Source organism: Mycobacterium sp. 4858 (assembly GCF_900240975.1).
GTDB lineage: Bacteria > Actinomycetota > Actinomycetes > Mycobacteriales > Mycobacteriaceae > Mycobacterium.
This window is the reverse complement of the sequence record NZ_LT968776.1, coordinates 1,512,171-1,528,932: the sequence shown is the minus strand read 5'-3', so window position 1 is coordinate 1,528,932 and position 16,762 is coordinate 1,512,171. Positions and strand designations below refer to the sequence as shown.

General features: G+C 67.3%; 19 protein-coding genes. 12 read left to right on the top strand and 7 right to left on the bottom strand.

The genetic code is table 11. From position 1 onward, the window contains the following. The first annotated feature begins 56 nt into the window (after positions 1-56). The 9 genes from C1737_RS15760 (at position 57) to C1737_RS15720 (ending at position 7,518) form a co-directional block, all read left to right on the top strand. Positions 57-1,073, top strand: a complete 1,017-nt coding sequence (locus C1737_RS15760; RefSeq protein WP_067928309.1) for a Ppx/GppA phosphatase family protein — start codon at positions 57-59, stop codon at positions 1,071-1,073. Next, on the top strand, positions 1,070-2,023 hold the full coding sequence (locus C1737_RS15755; protein ID WP_102418846.1) for a hypothetical protein: 954 nt from the start codon (positions 1,070-1,072) through the stop codon (positions 2,021-2,023). Before C1737_RS15760 ends, C1737_RS15755 begins: the two co-directional genes overlap by 4 nt. 24 nt (positions 2,024-2,047) lie before the next feature. Next, a complete protein-coding gene (locus C1737_RS15750; RefSeq protein ID WP_102418845.1) occupies positions 2,048-2,890 on the top strand; it encodes a sugar phosphate isomerase/epimerase in 843 nt (280 codons plus the stop codon). Between the two features lie 16 nt (positions 2,891-2,906). Beyond that, positions 2,907-3,749: a thioesterase family protein gene (locus C1737_RS15745; protein ID WP_068097456.1), complete on the top strand. Its 843-nt coding sequence runs from the start codon at positions 2,907-2,909 to the stop codon at positions 3,747-3,749. 27 nt (positions 3,750-3,776) lie between these two features. Next, the gene (proC, locus tag C1737_RS15740; protein WP_197509475.1) at positions 3,777-4,652 is read left to right on the top strand and encodes a pyrroline-5-carboxylate reductase; all 876 of its coding nucleotides are present in this window, start codon (positions 3,777-3,779) and stop codon (positions 4,650-4,652) included. Between the two features lie 140 nt (positions 4,653-4,792). Continuing rightward, the gene (locus tag C1737_RS15735) at positions 4,793-5,047 is read left to right on the top strand and encodes a cell division/environmental response transcriptional regulator (RefSeq protein WP_067917146.1); all 255 of its coding nucleotides are present in this window, start codon (positions 4,793-4,795) and stop codon (positions 5,045-5,047) included. A gap of 123 nt (positions 5,048-5,170) precedes the next feature. Further along, positions 5,171-5,272, top strand: a complete 102-nt coding sequence (locus C1737_RS15730) for a 30S ribosomal protein bS22 (RefSeq protein ID WP_003402602.1) — start codon at positions 5,171-5,173, stop codon at positions 5,270-5,272. 51 nt (positions 5,273-5,323) lie between these two features. Then, on the top strand, positions 5,324-6,451 hold the full coding sequence (locus tag C1737_RS15725) for an SDR family oxidoreductase (protein ID WP_068097461.1): 1,128 nt from the start codon (positions 5,324-5,326) through the stop codon (positions 6,449-6,451). Beyond that, positions 6,433-7,518 (top strand): lysophospholipid acyltransferase family protein, encoded by a 1,086-nt coding sequence (locus tag C1737_RS15720; protein WP_197509223.1) that lies wholly within the window; start codon positions 6,433-6,435, stop codon positions 7,516-7,518. The genes C1737_RS15725 and C1737_RS15720 overlap by 19 nt, the downstream gene beginning before the upstream one ends. 61 nt (positions 7,519-7,579) lie before the next feature. On the opposite strand, the gene C1737_RS15715 is transcribed toward C1737_RS15720, so the two are convergent. From C1737_RS15715 to C1737_RS15685, 7 genes are all read right to left on the bottom strand, one after another. Continuing rightward, on the bottom strand, positions 7,580-8,509 hold the full coding sequence (locus C1737_RS15715; protein WP_067923526.1) for a cyclopropane mycolic acid synthase family methyltransferase: 930 nt from the start codon (positions 8,507-8,509) through the stop codon (positions 7,580-7,582). Between the two features lie 10 nt (positions 8,510-8,519). Then, positions 8,520-9,029, bottom strand: coding sequence for a MaoC family dehydratase N-terminal domain-containing protein (locus C1737_RS15710; protein WP_067923529.1), 510 nt, complete (start codon positions 9,027-9,029; stop codon positions 8,520-8,522). Positions 9,030-9,074: 45 nt separating this feature from the next. After that, complete coding sequence (locus C1737_RS15705) at positions 9,075-9,986, bottom strand: HAD family phosphatase (protein ID WP_067923532.1); 912 nt, start codon at positions 9,984-9,986, stop codon at positions 9,075-9,077. 250 nt (positions 9,987-10,236) lie between these two features. Next, positions 10,237-10,917, bottom strand: coding sequence for a hypothetical protein (locus C1737_RS15700; RefSeq protein WP_233214768.1), 681 nt, complete (start codon positions 10,915-10,917; stop codon positions 10,237-10,239). Positions 10,918-10,944: 27 nt separating this feature from the next. After that, the gene (locus C1737_RS15695) at positions 10,945-13,395 is read right to left on the bottom strand and encodes a glycohydrolase toxin TNT-related protein (RefSeq protein WP_102418843.1); all 2,451 of its coding nucleotides are present in this window, start codon (positions 13,393-13,395) and stop codon (positions 10,945-10,947) included. A 4-nt stretch (positions 13,396-13,399) separates the two neighbouring features. After that, positions 13,400-13,690, bottom strand: a complete 291-nt coding sequence (locus C1737_RS15690) for a WXG100 family type VII secretion target (RefSeq protein WP_067923553.1) — start codon at positions 13,688-13,690, stop codon at positions 13,400-13,402. Then, positions 13,683-13,991, bottom strand: a complete 309-nt coding sequence (locus C1737_RS15685) for a WXG100 family type VII secretion target (protein WP_067923541.1) — start codon at positions 13,989-13,991, stop codon at positions 13,683-13,685. Before C1737_RS15685 ends, C1737_RS15690 begins: the two co-directional genes overlap by 8 nt. A 59-nt stretch (positions 13,992-14,050) precedes the next feature. On the opposite strand from C1737_RS15685, the gene C1737_RS15680 reads away from it, so the two are divergent. The 3 genes from C1737_RS15680 to hemC all read left to right on the top strand — a co-directional run bounded on the left by C1737_RS15680 (position 14,051) and on the right by hemC (position 16,752). After that, a complete protein-coding gene (locus C1737_RS15680) occupies positions 14,051-14,320 on the top strand; it encodes a glutaredoxin family protein (RefSeq protein ID WP_067923556.1) in 270 nt (89 codons plus the stop codon). 102 nt (positions 14,321-14,422) lie between these two features. Beyond that, complete coding sequence (locus C1737_RS15675; RefSeq protein WP_102418842.1) at positions 14,423-15,793, top strand: glutamyl-tRNA reductase; 1,371 nt, start codon at positions 14,423-14,425, stop codon at positions 15,791-15,793. A 14-nt stretch (positions 15,794-15,807) separates the two neighbouring features. After that, the gene (gene hemC, locus C1737_RS15670; RefSeq protein WP_067923558.1) at positions 15,808-16,752 is read left to right on the top strand and encodes a hydroxymethylbilane synthase; all 945 of its coding nucleotides are present in this window, start codon (positions 15,808-15,810) and stop codon (positions 16,750-16,752) included. Positions 16,753-16,762: the final 10 nt, after the last annotated feature.

Genomic DNA, 16,762 nt, shown 5'->3' with positions numbered 1-16,762 from the left:
TGCTCCTCAGCGGGCCGCGAGGCGGTCCGCATCGTCGCCCGACTAGGTTGTTTCCCGTGCGATTGGGCGTCCTCGACGTGGGCAGCAACACGGTTCACCTGCTGGTGGTTGATGCGCACCGTGGTGGGCACCCCACGCCCATGAGTTCGACGAAGGCGACGCTGCGGCTGGCCGAGTCGATCGACAGTTCCGGCAAGATCACCAAGCGGGGCGCGGAGAAGCTGATCTCCACCATCGACGAGTTCGCCAAGATCGCGGACAGTTCGGGCTGCGCCGAGCTGATGGCGTTTGCCACCTCCGCGCTGCGCGATGCGGTGAACTCCGAGGACGTGCTCACCCGCGTCCGCAAAGAGACCGGTGTCGAGCTGGAGGCGCTGAGCGGGGTCGACGAGTCCCGGCTGACTTTTCTGGCCGTGCGCCGTTGGTACGGGTGGAGCGCCGGCCGGATCATCAACCTCGACATCGGCGGCGGCTCGCTGGAGATGTCCAGCGGGGTCGACGAGGAGCCGGAGGTGGCCTTGTCGCTGCCGCTGGGCGCCGGCCGGCTGACCCGCGAGTGGCTGCCCGACGATCCGCCCGGGCGGCGCCGGGTCGGCATGCTGCGGGATTGGCTGGACGCCGAGCTCGCCGATTCCGCCGTGACGGTGCTCGAAGCCGGCGCGCCCGACCTGGCGGTGGCGACGTCGAAGACGTTCCGCTCGCTGGCGAGGCTCACCGGCGCGGCACCGTCGGCCGCCGGACCGCGGGTGAAAAGGACGCTCACAGCAAACGGCCTCAGGCAACTCATATCTTTCATCTCTAGGATGACGACCGCCGACCGGGCAGAACTGGAAGGGGTGAGCGCCGAGCGGGCGCCGCAGATCGTGGCGGGTGCGCTGGTGGCGGAGGCGAGTATGCGAGCGCTGTCGATTGAATCGGTGGATATCTGCCCGTGGGCGTTACGGGAAGGTCTCATCTTGCGCAAACTCGACAGCGAAGCCGACGGAACGCCCCTCATGAAGCGATCCGTGCGCGATGCTGGAGGCCAGGCAGGTGATCGGGACGGCAACCGATCGAGAGGCGACAAAGCATGACCGGACCACACTCCGAGACCGAGAGCCCCGGCACTCGGCCGATCTCGGTGGCCGAACTTCTGGCCAAGAACGGAACCATCGGCGCCCCGGCGGTCACGCGGCGGCGTCGCCGGCGCCGCGGCGATAGCGACGCGGTGACCGTCGCCGAGCTGACCGGCGAGATCCCGGTCATCCGCGACGACCAGGAGGACCCGCGCACGGCCGGGCGGCCCAGCGCAGAACCGATAGCCGAGGAGCCCGTCACCGAGCGGGCCGCGCCCCGGCAGCAAACCGAGAGCAGGCCCGCCGCCTATTGGTCGCAGCCGGAGCCGCGCTGGCCCAAGTCGCCGTCGCAGCCCAAGAAAGCAGCGGGACCGGAGCGCAGTGCCTACCCGCGCCCGCTGAGCCATGGCGAGGCGGGGGAGACCAACGGCACCGGGCGCTCCGGCGCCGAGGGCATGAATCCCGACCCGATGGACCACTACACCGACCTCCCGGTGGACGTGATGGATTCGGAGGTGCGCGAGGCCGAACCCGCGCTGGAGGACTCCGCGTACGTCCGCTCCTTCCTGCAGACCGAGACCGACGAGGCCGAAGAGGACGCGGACCTGCTGGCCGCCGGATTCTTGCCGCACGAGGAGCGCGAGGAGGGCCACCTCGAGGACGAGGCCGACCGGGCCACAGAGGTCCACCCGGCGGGCCGGCTCGAGGCGCTGTGGCGCGGCAGCCTGGTGGTGTTCCAGTCCATCCTGGCCGTCGCTTTCGGCGCCGGGTTGTTCGTCGCGTTCGACGAGCTGTGGCGCTGGAACAGGATCGTGGCGTTGGTGCTCTCGGTGCTGGTGATCCTCGGCCTGGTGGTCGGCGTCCGGGTGGTGCGCAAGACGGAGGACATCGCCAGCACGTTGATCGCCGTCGCGGTGGGGGCACTGATCACCCTGGGCCCCTTGGCGCTGTCTTTGCAGTCAGGCTAGGCGGACCCGGAACCACACAGACCGTTGCGCCCAGCTATCAAAGTCGGACTCTCCACGGCCTCGGTATACCCGTTGCGGGCCGAGGCCGCGTTCGAGTACGCGGCCCGGCTGGGTTACGACGGGGTCGAGCTGATGGTGTGGGCCGAGTCGGTCAGCCAGGACATCGACGCCATCGCCAAACTGTCCCTGCGCTACCGCGTGCCGGTGTTGTCCGTGCACGCCCCCTGCCTGCTGATCTCCCAGCGCGTGTGGGGAGCCAACCCGATCCCGAAGCTGGACCGCAGTGTGCGGGCCGCCGAACAGCTGGGTGCACAGACCGTCGTCGTGCACCCGCCGTTTCGCTGGCAGCGTCGCTATGCCGAGGGCTTCAGCGACCAGGTCGCCGCCCTGGAAGCGTCGAGCGACGTGCTGGTCGCGGTGGAAAACATGTTCCCGTTCCGGGCCGACCGGTTTTTCGGCTCGGGCCAGTCGCGGGAACGGATGCGCCGGCGTGGCGGCGGCCCCGGCCCGGCGATCTCGGCGTTCGCGCCCTCATACGACCCGCTGGACGGCAACCACGCGCACTACACGCTGGACCTGTCGCACACCGCGACCGCGGGCAGCGACTCGCTGGACATGGCGCAACGGATGGGGAATGGGCTGGTCCATCTGCACCTGTGCGACGGCAGCGGCCTGCCCGCCGATGAGCACCTGGTGCCCGGACGGGGCACACAGCCCACCGCCGAGGTCTGCCAGATGCTGGCCGGCAGCCACTTCGCCGGCCACGTCATCCTGGAGGTGTCGACGTCCAGCGCGCGTTCAGCCAACGAGCGCGAGAGCATGCTCGCCGAGTCGTTGCAGTTCGCCCGCACGCACCTGCTGCGCTGATCAGATCCAGGAGACCATGAACGCGTTATTCACCACCGCAATGGCGTTGCGGGAGGTCGGCCCCGGCACCTTCGAAGGCGAGCTGAACAAGCACTGGACCATCGGGCCCAAGGTGCACGGCGGGGCGATGCTGGCGCTGTGCGCCAAAGCCGCCCGCACCGCCTGCGGTGGGCCGTCGGCCGGCCTCGAACCGGCCCTGGAACCGGTCGCGGTGTCGGCCAGCTTCCTGTGGGCCCCCGATCCGGGACCGATGCGGCTGGTCACCTCGATCCGCAAGCGCGGCCGCCGGATCAGCGTCGTCGACGTCGAGCTGACCCAGGGCGACCGCACGGCCGTGCATGCGGTGGTCAACCTCGGCGAGCCGGAGCATTTCCCACCCGATGGCGAAGCCAAGCCGCTGCTGTCGGCCAACCCGGTGGTGGGCCTGATGCCGCCCGAGCCGCCCGACGACGTCGCACCGATCGGGCCCGGCCACCCGCTGGCCGGCCTGGTGCACCTGGGCGAAGGCTGCGACGTGCGGCCGGTGCTGTCGAGCCTGGAGCCACCCGCCGACGGCGGCCCGCCGGTGATCCAGATGTGGGCGCGCCCGCGCGGGGTGGCCCCGGACGGGCTGTTCGCGCTCATGTGCGGGGATCTGTCGGCGCCGGTGACCTTCGCGGTGGAGCGCACCGGCTGGGCTCCCACCATCCAGCTGACCGCTTTCCTGCGCGGCCTGCCCGCCGACGGGTGGCTGCGGATCATCGCGACGTGTACCGAGATCGGGCACGACTGGTTCGACGAGGACCACACCGTGGTCGACAGTCTGGGCCGCTTGGTGGTGCAAGCCCGCCAATTGGCATTGGTCCCTGCCGCCGGGTAGCCGCCGCTGTCTGCGATGCTGTCGGGCATGGCAAGAATCGCGATCGTCGGTGGCGGCAGCATCGGGGAGGCTCTGCTGTCGGGTCTGCTGCGGGCGGGCCGGCAGGTCAAGGACCTGGTGGTGGCCGAGCGGGTGCCGGAGCGCGCCGAGTATCTGGCCGCCACCTATTCCGTGTTGGTCACCTCGGTGGCCGAGGCGGTGGAGAACGCGTCGTTCGTGGTGGTCGCGGTGAAGCCCGGCGACGTCGAGCCGGTGATGACGGAGCTGGCCCGGGTGGCCGCGGCGTCCGAGAGCGACACCGCCGAGCAGGTGTTCGTCACGGTGGCGGCGGGGATCGGCATCTCGTATTTCGAGTCCAAGCTGCCCGCCGGCACGCCGGTGGTCAGGGCGATGCCGAACGCGGCGGCGCTGGTCGGCGCCGGGGTGACCGCGCTGGCCAAGGGCCGGTTCGTCACCGCCGCGCAGCTGGAGGGCGTCTCGGCTTTGTTCGACTCGGTCGGCGGCGTGCTCACGGTGCCGGAAGCCCAAATGGACGCGGTGACCGCGCTCTCCGGGTCTGGACCGGCGTATTTCTTCCTGATGGTCGAGGCCCTGGTGGACGCCGGGGTTGCCGCCGGGCTGAGCCGCGACGTGGCCACCGACCTGACGGCGCAGACGATGGCGGGCTCGGCGGCCATGCTGCTGGAACGGATGGACGGCGAGCGGCGACCGGGCGAAGGGGAGGGCCCGGGGTTGCGCGTCGACGCCACGCCGACGCAGCTGCGCGCCGCCATCACCTCCCCCGGGGGCACCACCGCCGCGGGGCTTCGCGAACTGGAACGGGGCGGCCTGCGGGCGGCCGTCGATGCGGCCGTTCAGGCCGCCAAAACGCGCTCTGAGCAGCTAAGAATTACATCGGAGTAATCCAAGAAATTTGAACTGATTGTCCCCCACCAGTACCAGTAACCCCATTAGTCCCGCTATTCTCCTCTTTGTATGCACGTGTGGGTGCCAGCGGAGGGGAAGCCGCTGGCATTGCGCGGGCCTGACACGATTGGGTTGCGATGACGTCTACGAACGGGCCATCGGCGCGAGATTCTGCTGGTAAGCGGGACACCGGTCCCAGCGAGGGCCAGCAGGGCAGGACACAATTCTTGACCGTCGCCGAGGTGGCTGCGTTGATGCGGGTCTCGAAAATGACGGTGTACCGGCTGGTGCACAACGGCGAGCTGCCCGCGGTCCGGGTCGGGCGGTCGTTCCGGGTGCACGCCAAGGCGGTGCACGACATGCTCGAGACGTCTTACTTCGACGCGGGCTGACCCGAAACCGCACTCCGCGATCACGCGGCGGGCGCCGGCGCCGGTTTGGTGTTGGGCGTATCCCGCCGGGTAAAGTGTCCGGGTCAATCCTGCAAGCAGGTCACGGGTCAGATAGCGGAGTTCATGGGTTCAGTAATCAAGAAGCGGCGCAAGCGCATGTCGAAGAAGAAGCACCGCAAGTTGTTGCGTCGCACCCGGGTGCAGCGCAGAAAACTCGGCAAGTAGGGCCCAGCCGCGGCGTAGTGCTGCGGTCTCCGGAGTCGATAGGCTGTTTGGGTGGATCAGTCGAGTGGGGAAGGCGCCGGAACCGGCGACACCACGAGCAACACGGTGCATTACCCCAAGATTGTCCTGGTTACCGGTGCGTGCCGGTTCCTGGGTGGTTACCTGACGGCTCGGCTCGCGCAGAACCCGATGATCAAAGGGATCATCGCGGTGGACGCGATCGCGCCCAGCAAGGACATGCTGCGCCGGATGGGCCGCGCCGAGTTCGTTCGTGCCGACATCCGTAATCCCTTCATCGCCAAGGTGATTCGTAACGGCGAGGTCGACACGGTGGTGCACGCGGCGGCGGCGTCCTACGCGCCGCGGTCCGGGGGCACCGCGGCGCTGAAGGAAATCAACGTGATGGGCGCGATGCAGCTGTTCGCGGCCTGTCAGAAGGCGCCGTCGGTGCGCCGCGTCGTGCTCAAGTCCACGTCGGAGGTGTACGGGTCCAGCGCGCACGATCCGGTGATGTTCACCGAGGACAGCACCAGTCGCCGTCCCCTGCGCGGCGGTTTCGCCAAGGACAGCCTCGACATTGAGGCCTACGCGCGCGGCCTGGGTCGGCGCCGGCCCGATATCGCCGTGACGATCCTGCGGCTGGCGAACATGATCGGGCCGGCCATGGACACCACGCTGTCGCGGTATCTGGCCGGGCCGTTGGTGCCCACGATGTTCGGTCGCGACGCGCGACTGCAGTTGCTGCACGAGCAGGACGCGCTGGGTACGCTGGAGCGCGCGGCGATGGCCGGTAAGGCCGGCACCTTCAACATCGGGGCCGACGGGATCATCATGCTGTCGCAGGCGATCCGTCGCGCCGGCCGGATTCCTCTGCCGGTGCCAGGGTTTGGCGTCTGGGCGCTGGATTCGCTGAGGCGGGCCAATCGCTACAACGAGATCAGCCGCGACCAGTTTGCCTACCTGAGTTACGGCCGGGTCATGGACACCACCCGGATGCGCTCGGAGCTCGGCTACCAGCCGAAATGGACGACGGCCGAGGCCTTCGACGACTACGTCCGGGGCCGAGGCATGACTCCCATTATCGACCCACATCGGGTACGCTCCCTGGAGGGTCGCGCCGTATCTTTAGCTCAGCGCTGGGGTGGTCGAAATCCAGTTCCGTGGGGTGGGGTCAGGTAGGTATCGTGGCGGGTGAAACCAGAGCGAATGTCATTCCGCTGCACACGAATCGGGGTCGGGTAGCGGCACGCCGGAAAGCCGATCAGCGCGCGGAGTCCTCTCGCCAGCATCCCTCCCTGCTCTCTGATCCCCACGGTCGGGCGTCCGCCGAACAGATCGCGGCCGTCGTCCGTGAAATCGATGAGCACCGTCGCGCCGCCGCCGGGTCGTCGGAGGTCCCGCTCAACGAACTGGCTCAACGCGTCGCCGCGGTGGCCGGATTCGTGCGCCAGCGGATCACCGGTGACTACGCCGTCGACGAATTCGGCTTCGATCCGCACTTCAACAGCGCCATCGTCCGCCCCCTGCTCCGGTTCTTCTTCCGGTCCTGGTTCCGGGTGGAGGTCAGCGGTGTGGAGAACCTGCCCAGCGAAGGTCCCGCGCTGGTGGTCGCCAATCACGCCGGGGTTCTGCCCTTCGACGGGCTGATGCTGTCGGTGGCGGTGCACGACGAGCATCCCGCACACCGCGACCTGCGGTTGCTGGCTGCCGACATGGTGTTCGACCTGCCCGTCGTGGGCGAAGCCGCCCGCAAGGCGGGTCACACCATGGCCTGCACGACGGACGCGCACCGGCTGCTCGCCGCCGGCGAGCTGACCGCTGTGTTCCCGGAGGGCTACAAGGGTCTGGGCAAGCGCTTCGAGGACCGCTACCGGCTGCAGCGCTTCGGCCGCGGCGGCTTCGTGACGGCGGCGCTGCGCACCAAGGCCCCCATCATCCCGTGCTCGATCATCGGGTCGGAAGAGATCTACCCGATGCTGACCGACGTGAAGTTGCTGGCCCGCCTGTTCGGACTGCCCTACTTCCCGATCACGCCGCTCTTTCCGCTGGCCGGGCCTGCGGGTCTGGTGCCGCTGCCGTCGAAGTGGCGCATCGCTTTCGGTGAGCCCATATACACCAACGACTTCGCCGCTTCCGACGCAGAAGACCCGATGGTGACCTTCGAGCTGACCGATCAGGTCCGCGAGACGATCCAGCAGACGCTGTACCGGTTGCTCGCGGGCCGTCGCAACATCTTCTTCGGCTAAAGACGCTTTTCAACGCGAAAATGCCCCGGAGCCAATTGGTTCCGGGGCGTCCTCGGGCGACTTACTTGACCATCGTGAACTGGCAGACGTTGGTGTAGCCGTCGCGGAACAGGTCCGAGCAGCCGCGCAGGTACTTCAGGTAGATGTCGTAGGTCTCCTGCCCCTTCAGGGCAATCGCCTCTTCCTTGTGCGCCTCGAGGGCATCCCCCCAGGCGGTCAGCGTCGGAACGTAGTTCTTGCCGATGAAGTGGTGTCGCTCGATCTTGAAACCGGCGTCAGTCGCGTATTTGTCGACCAGGTTGACCTGGGGCAACTTTCCGCCCGGGTAGATCTCCTTCAGGATGAAGCTGATGAACCGCAGCAGGGTCATGTTCACCTTCAAGCCCATCGCGTTGCCCTCTTCGCGGCTAGGGACCACGATCGAGTGCAGCAGCATGCGGCCGTCGTCGGGCAGCAGGTCGTAGTACTTCTTGAAGAAGGTCGCGTACCGCTCGTACCCGGCGTCACCCGCGCCGTCGGCGAAGTGCTCGAACGCGCCCAGAGACACGATGCGGTCGATCGGTACGTCACCGGGGAATTCCTCCCAGCCCTGGATCCGCACTTCTTTGCGGCGGGGGCTGTCCATCTTTTCGAACTCGGCCACACAGTGGGCGTATTGGTTCTCGCTCAGCGTCAGGCCGATGACATTGACGTCGTACTCCTGCACCGCGTGCCGCATGGTCGAGCCCCAGCCGGAGCCGATGTCGAGCAGGGTCATGCCGGGCTCGAGGTTGAGCTTGTCCAGCGCGAGTTTGCGCTTCGCGTACTGCGCCTCTTCCAGCGTCTTGGTGAGGTTGTTGGGATCGGGATTCTCGTCGAAGTAACCGCAGCTGTAGGTCATCGACGGGTCAAGCCACAGCTTGAAGAACTCGTTTGACTTGTCGTAATGGGAGCGCACCTTTTCGACCGGTGGCTTGAGTTGGGTGCTACCCGTTTCCCCCTGTGACGTCATTGATCGGACCCTACTTTCCGGCTGATATGGATGCAATCGCGGCCACTGTTGCTTCAGTGTCAGCTTCGGTTGACGCTTCCCCCAACATCGTGACGACACTGGTGATAAGCGGGTTCCCATCGACATCGGTCACTTCGCTGCGGATCTCAGCGAGCACGGTGCCATGGGATTGGATCACCGAGTCGAGATAGGTGTCGAAGTACAGCTTATCGCCGGCGACGATCGGCCGGTGGAATTTAAATTTCTGGTCGCGGTGGATCACCCGCGCGATATTGATCGGGATGCTGAACTTGGTGAAGATCTCCAACTGCACACGCCGTCCGGCGATGGCGAGGAACGTCACCGGTGCCACCAGCGAGTCATACCCGGCAGCCGCGGCCGCCTCCTCACTGAAGTGCGTCGGGTGGTCGTCCTTGACGGCGAGCGCGAACTCCCGGATCTTCTCGCGCCCGACGAGGAAGTAGTCCGGTGCCCGGTAATGGCTGCCGATGAGTCCTTCGGCTTCTTTGGGGGTCGTCATGCCGCTATCGCTCTCCGCTCGAATATGTCTCAGCGGCGCAGCCTATCAGCGCGATTGCCTCCGGGACGCCACCGCGGCCAGTGCCCCGCCGGCAGCCCCCAGCGCCAATGCCGACGGCACCCCGATCCTGGCGGCTTTGCGCGCGGTGCGGAAGTCGCGGATCTCCCAGCCGCGTTCGCGGGCCAGGGTGCGCAGCCGGGCGTCGGGATTGATGGCCACGGCGGTGCCCACCAGGGAGAGCATGGGCACGTCGTTGAAGCTGTCCGAGTAGGCGGTGCAGCGTTTGAGGTTGAGGCCTTCCCGGATCGCCAGCGAACGCACCGCGTGCGCCTTCCCGGTGCCGTGCAGGATGTCGCCGACGAGCCGCCCGGTGAACACGCCGTCGACCGATTCGGCGACGGTGCCCAGGGCGCCGGTCAGGCCGAGGCGCCGCGCGATGGTCGCCGCGAGTTCGTAAGGCGTGGCGGTGATCAACCACACCTGCTGGCCCGCGTCGAGATGCATCTGGGTGAGCTCGCGGGTGCCCGGCCAGATCTTGTCGGCGATGATCTCGTCATAGATCTCCTCACCCAGTGCCACCAGTTGGTCGACCGATCGGCCCTCGATGAAGGCGAGCGCTTTGCGCCGGCCGGCGGCGACGTCGTTGCTGTTCTCCTTGCCGAGGATCTGGAATTTGGCCTGGGCATAGATGAAGCCGATCACGTCGCGATAGGTGAAGTAGTTGCGCGCCGCGAGGCCGCGACCGAAGTGCACCGCCGACGAGCCCTGCACCAGCGTGTTGTCGACGTCGAAGAAGGCGGCCGCGGTCAGGTCGATCGGCGGCTGCGGGCGGTCCTCGTCGGTGGCGGCTTTTTCGGCCTGCAGGCCTTCGAGCGCGCGGGCGGCGCTGGCGTCGGCGGCCAGCGACTCCAAGTCAACGCGACTGACGTCTCCGTTGCCCGGTTCAGAGGAAGTCATCGCCAAACCTCCTAGATCGCTGTGTTGCCTGGCGACCCAGTGGGTCCCGATGTCTAACCCTATCGGGCGGGGGCGCTGGGTGCGCTGACGTATCCCGTGCCGCCGAGTGTGAAGCTAGCCGCACACTCGCCGGCGAGCGTGAAGTTAGCTTCACGCTCGCCGGGATGGGTGGTCTCGATCGCTGAGCCCCTGAGACTTTGACGGTGAACCATTCCGCTGGGAATCTGTTCTCTTCTATCTAATTGGACGTCTAACTTTCACCGAACCCGGCCATCGAAGTGATGCTTTCAGGCATGCCGTCGAGTAGTGCTGCAGTTAGCTCTTTGAATGACAAAGCGAGGACCTCCATCCTCGGTTCTTCCGACGGGAATGTATATGCAAACGAGTCAGGATCGCTCTTGAGCGTGTAACGCTTGAGATACCGTTCGACCGAGTCTTTATCGAGCGTGGGCATCTCTGTGCACAACAAGTCTATTATGTCGGGTCCCGCCGGGCCGACTTCTAATCGCTGGCTAGGGCCCCGATCGTCCCATTGAATGAATAAAGTCTTCAGCCGAAGGCCGCTGCGAAGGCTATCTCCCATCCGCAAGATCACGTATTTCCCTGCATCAACAAAACGCGAAAATATTGCAGCGATTTCTTCGGATCGTTGGCCGGCGCGTTCGTGCTTCAACGACCGTAACACGCGGAAGCGGCCTCCAGGCATCGGCGCAATAACCCAAGCAGCCCAATCGCCGAATGCACCCCATTGGGGCCATTCCTTTATCTTGTCCCAATAATCTGAACGGAGGTACAGACGGCCCTCATGCCAGTCGGGCTCTTCATAAGAGCCTCTGCCTTCTGAGTTCGCAAGCCTGCGCCAGAGGTCATAATAGAATGCTACCTCTGCGAACTCTTCGGAAGCGGCTGTGCCGCCGAATTGCATATTCATTAGGGGAGGTTCCTCCTCGTAGGCCGCCTATGGTCGGCGCAGATAGCCTTCTTCAAGCAAGGTATCAATCAGCACAGTTTGTTTATTCTTAGTGTCATAGACTACCCACTGGATTCCTCCGCCGGGCTGACCGAATGCCTCCGCGACATTTCCGTACCTGACCTCCCAGTCTGCGGGCAATTCCTTGCCGGTGCCCTGAAATCGATTGTAATCCCCAGATGAGCCCGGGGCCAGGCCGCGCTCCGGATAACTGTCACCCATCGCTCCCATAAAATCACCTCTTTGGTTGCTGACCTCTCCGATCCTATCCAGCCAGACATTCTCCGGAATACTTCGGGCTGTTTCCCATTTCCCATCGGCAAAGCCATTTTCCAACGGCCACTTCCAAGTCCCTTCAGCGTGGTTCCAGAAGTTGTCCAAAATTTCCTGGGCGGTCATTCCCGAATAGGGGCTCTGCAACGCAGATTCAGCAAGATCCCGCGGGCAGCCGTGGTCTATAAGGTCCTGCACGAGCCTTTCCGGCGATTCGGCAAGCGTTAGCTGGGCTTGCCGCCAAGGCGGCAAATCCGATGGCGTCGTATGGGGCAGGTGTCCATCGGCTGGATCGTCGGAAGGCGTGCCGTCGTGCGGTCCGTGGTTGTCGCCATGATGCGGTCCATTGCTTTCGCCCGGGTGATGTTGCGGGGTGTTGTCACCGGGCCCATGCGGCGGGCCTTCATCAGGTAGATGCGGCGGGCCGCCATCTTGGGGACCAGGCATTTCGGGTGGATGGACGCCTGGTTCGTGGGGCATTTCACCGAGGCCGGGAGGTGCTTCGGTGGGCGCTCCGCCCATGGGCACCGAAGGCGGCGTCGGCAGGTGTGGCTCCGGTAGCGATGGCAGACCCGCGCTGGGGGGTGCAGCGGCCGGTTCGCCGCCGGGAGGCGAAGGCGCGTGGGCCGGCACCGGTTCTGCCGGCTTCGGCGGGCTGTGCGGCAGAGGGCCGTCAGCGGGCCCGGGTGCCGGGTTGCCCGAGGCGGGGGGCGCGGGCTTGCCCGGTTCCGGCTTGCCGGGGGTCGCGGGCGGTCCCGATTCCGGTGGCTTGGGTGCGGCCGGGGGTGGTTCCGCCGGGGGCTTCACCGAGGGCGGTTTCGCGGCGTCCGGCAACGGCGGCTTCGGCGCATCTCTCACCACGTCGCCAAGGCCGCGCCCCAGCTTGCCGAGCTTTGACAGTGGGCCGCCGGGCAGCGCCAAAGTCCCCACGTCGAAGAGGGTCTTTCCGAACGCTTCGGCCGGGTTCGTACCCCACTCGTCCCAGTGGGTGACCTGCTTACCCAGCGCTTTCCAGGACTCGGCCACTCCGGGCCCCCCGTCGGGGCCCAAGCCCACGAGAGGCGCCTCGCCGGCAACCATGCCGATGACGTCTTTGCCGTAACCCACCGGATCGGATTGGAGTCGGCTCGGGCTGAATTTTGCCATGCCCTCGAGCCAATCCCAGGCCTCCACACCGACACCCTTCAGGGACTGGCCCACGTGGTTGAGGACTCTGCCCACCGAGGTGCCGTGCAGGAAGTGGTCCCATTCTTTGCCCGTCCACCGGCCCATGGCTTCAGCCGCGGCGGCGGCGGCGGTCATGGCGGCGTTGATCTGGGCGCCCAACGTCTCGGCTTCGCCCGCGAAGTTGTCGACCACCGTGCGGATGTCGTCGGCGATCCTTTTGATCTCGTCTTCGTCTTCGTCGGTGAGCAGATCCCAGACCTCTTTGATTCCGGTCAGCGGATCGCAGATGCGCGACAACAAATCCAGAATCGCCGCGTGTACCTTGTCGACCTTGGCCGCGTAGCCGTTGAGCTGCGCGGCGATCGTTTGGCACTGGCGTGCGACGTTGATGGTGGCCTCGGAGGCATCCGCCAACGCCTTGTTGATGGCAGCGCCCTCCGGGATCTGTTGGGCGCCAATGGCGGCCATCGTCCCGCCGCCCGCCGCGGTCTCGCCGGCCATGAAGTTGGCGCCCGCGGTTGCCCACGCCGCCGCAGCGGCTCGCAATTTCGCCGAATCGCCACTGGGCCAGATCATTCCGATGTAGGGGGCCACCCAGCCCCAGCCCGCCGGGGCGGCGCTGCCGGTGCCCACCGCCGACGGCGGCTTCGCGCCGACGGTCATGGGCGCGGTCACCTGGGGTGCGGGCAGACCCGCGGCTTGGCCATTGACATCAGACAACGCCTCGGCCAGCGCGTAGTTGTGCGCCGACACCCGCACCCCGTCGCCGATACTGCACAACCCGTTGCGGGTGCTGACCATCGCGTCGATCACCTTGGCCGCCGCGCCGTCATACGCGCGGCCCAGCGCCGCGCCCACCGGATCATCGCCGGCCATGCCCGTGCTGCCGCCCAGCGCCGCAGTCAAGCCGGAGATCACCGATCCCAGCGACTCGCCGGCGGCCAGCACCGTCGCGCCGGCGCGGTCTAGGGCCGTCGGGTCACACGCCAGCGGCGCCATCGGGTCACGACCACATACCGAGATTCGTCGACATGGCTCCGGTGTAGTTGCCGTGCGCTGTCGTGGCTGCCTTCTCGAGTTGCGCCAGCGCCTCGCGCATCATCGCCTCGCCGCGCACCCAGTGCTGATGCGCCTCAGCATGGGCAGCCGCGGCCTGCCCCGTCCATGTGGTGTGCAGACGCGTTACGCGCGAATCGATTTCGGTGATCATGTCCTCGGCGTAGCGTTGGAACGCCGCCATCCGCTGCACCACGTCGGCCAACGCCTGAGGGTCTACCCGAAATGCCTCAGCCACCACGCACCGCGCGTTCCGCCTGGGCGGCCCCGGCCTCGTTGCTCTGATAGCCCTCGCCGGCCTGGCCCACCAGATGCGCCAACAGGGACAGACCCTGTTGCACCTCGCGAGCCCCTCGATGCCACAGCTCCCACGCCGAGCCGTACGCGGTCCCCGCCGCGCCCTGCCAACCGCCCAACAACTGACCCACCTGATCGTCGAGCTGGGTCAACTCAGCCGAAAGGTGCTCGGCGGCGCCGCCGATGGACATGGCGTGGCTCTGCATCACCACCGGGTCAACCCGCACAGTCTCGTCGGCCATGACCGGAACATAACGCCTGGTAGATGGGTCCACAAGTCACCGATGCCACACTGGTGCCCATGACCGAAGCGACCGGCCGGCCGCACGTTGAGCTCTTGACCCGCGACGGCTGCACCATCTGCGAGCGCGTACATGCCCGGCTGGCCGAACTGGCCGCTGAGCTGGGCTTCGACCTGTCGACGACCGACGTCGACGCCGCCGCGACGGCGGGGAACCCGGCGCTGCGGGCGGAGTTCGGCGACCGGCTGCCCGTGGTCCTGCTCAACGGCCGCGAGCACAGCTACTGGGACATCGACGAGGCCCGGCTGCGCGCGGATCTCGGGAGATGAGGGTGGCCGGGCGATTATTTGGTAGCCCACCTGATAAACGATTACCTTGGAAACCAGTTCAATTACTGGAGAAAGCAAGGGAGCTGGCCAGGTGATGCTGCCGTGAGCGTCCTGCTTTTCGGGGTTTCGCACCGCAGTGCGCCGGTCTCCGTCCTGGAACAACTCACCATCGACGAGGCCGATCAGGGCAAGATCGTCGACCGGGTGCTGCAGTCGCCGCTGGTGACCGAGGCGATGGTCCTCTCGACGTGCAACCGCGTCGAGGTGTACGCGGTGGTGGATGCTTTCCACGGCGGCTTGGCGGCGATCGGGCAGGTGCTGTCGGATCACTCCGGAATGTCAATGGGGGACCTGACCAAGTACGCGTACGTCCGCTACAGCGAGGCCGCCGTCGAGCATCTGTTCGCGGTGGCCAGCGGCCTGGACTCCGCAGTCGTCGGTGAGCAGCAGGTGCTCGGCCAGGTGCGCCGCGCGTATGCCACGGCGGAAACCAACCGGACCGTCGGCCGGGTGCTGCACGAGCTGGCCCAGCGGGCGCTGTCGGTGGGCAAGCGGGTGCATTCGGAGACCGCCATCGACGCGGCCGGCGCCTCGGTGGTGTCGGTCGCCCTGAACATGGCCGAACGCCGGCTGGACGGCCTGGAGGGCAAGACGGCCGCGCTGGTCGGTGCCGGCGCGATGGGCGCCCTGGCGGCGACCCACCTGACCCGGGCCGGCATCGGGCAGGTGCACGTCCTGAATAGGTCCTTGTCGCGCGCGCAGCGGCTGGCCCGCAGGCTCCGCGAATCCGGCGTGGGGGCCGACGCGATGCCACTCGACCGCTTGGCCGACGCGGTGGCGGACGCCGACGTCGTGGTCAGCTGCACGGGTGCGGTGAGCCCGGTGGTCACGCTGGCCGATGTGCACCTCGCGCTGGCGGCCGCGCGCCGTGACGAGTCGACCCGGCCCTTGGTGATCTGCGACCTCGGCATGCCGCGCGACGTCGACCCGGCTGTCGCCGGTCTGCCCGGTGTGTGGGTCATCGACGTGGACCGCGTCCAGCACGAGCCGTCGGCGCACGCGGCGGCCTCCGACGTGCACGCCGCCCGCCACATCGTGGCCGCCGAAGTCGCCGCCTACCTGGCGGGCCAGCGGATGGCCGAGGTCACCCCGACGGTCACCGCGCTGCGGCAGCGCGCCGCCGACGTGGTGGAGGCGGAGCTGCTGCGCCTGGACAACCGGCTGCCCGGCCTGGAGAGCGCCCAGCGCGAGGAGGTGGCGCGCACCGTGCGGCGGGTGGTGGACAAGCTGCTGCATGCGCCCACCGTGCGGATCAAGCAACTCGCCAGCGCCCCCGGAGGGGACAGTTACGCCGAGGCGTTGCGCGAACTCTTCGAACTCGACCAGACCGCTGTCGACGCCGTTGCCGCTGGCGAATTGCCCGTCATCGCAACGGGATTCGACGTCGGAACGCACGAACCGTCCGCCGAGTAAGCCGATTGGCGAACGTGATCCGGATAGGCACCCGGGGCAGTCTGTTGGCCACCACCCAGGCCGGCGTCGTCAGGGACGCCTTGATCGCCAACGGTCACCCCGCGGAGTTGGTGATCATCACCACCGCCGGCGATCGCTCGTCGGCCCCCATCGAGACCCTGGGTGTGGGCGCCTTCACCACCGCGCTGCGCGAGGCCATGAGCGACGGCCGGGTGGACGCCGCCGTGCACTCCCACAAGGACCTGCCCACCGCGGACGACCCGCGGTTCACCATCGCGGCGATACCGCCCCGCAACGATCCCCGCGACGTGGTGGTGGCCCGCGACGGGCTGGTGCTGGGCGAGTTGCCGCCGGGTTCGCTGGTCGGGACGTCGTCCCCCCGACGGGCCGCGCAGCTTAGAGCATTGGGTCTCGGTTTGGAAATCCGCCCCCTACGAGGCAACCTAGATACCAGGTTGAACAGGGTAAGCAGTGGTGATCTTGACGCGATCGTGGTGGCTCGGGCCGGACTGGCCCGGCTCGGTCGCCTCGACGATGTCACCGAGACGCTAGAGCCGGTGCAGATGTTGCCAGCACCGGCTCAGGGCGCGCTCGCCGTCGAATGCCGCGCCGGTGATGAATTGGCGGCAGTGCTGGCGGAACTGGACGACGCCGACACGCGCGCGTCGGTCACCGCGGAGCGAGCCCTGCTGGCCGAACTGGAGGCGGGTTGCTCCGCGCCGGTGGGCGCGATCGCGGAGGTGGTCGAGTCCATCGATGAGGACGGCCGCGTCTTCGACGAGCTGTCGCTGCGCGGTTGCGTGGCGGCGCTGGACGGGTCCGACGTGATCCGCGCGTCCGGCATCGGCACCGCCGACCGGGCGCGGGAGCTGGGGATTTCGGTCGCCGCGGAGTTGTTCGAACTCGGCGCCCGAGAACTCATGGCCGAGGCGCGGCAGGACCCGGCACGAGGAAACTAATTGCGAATGA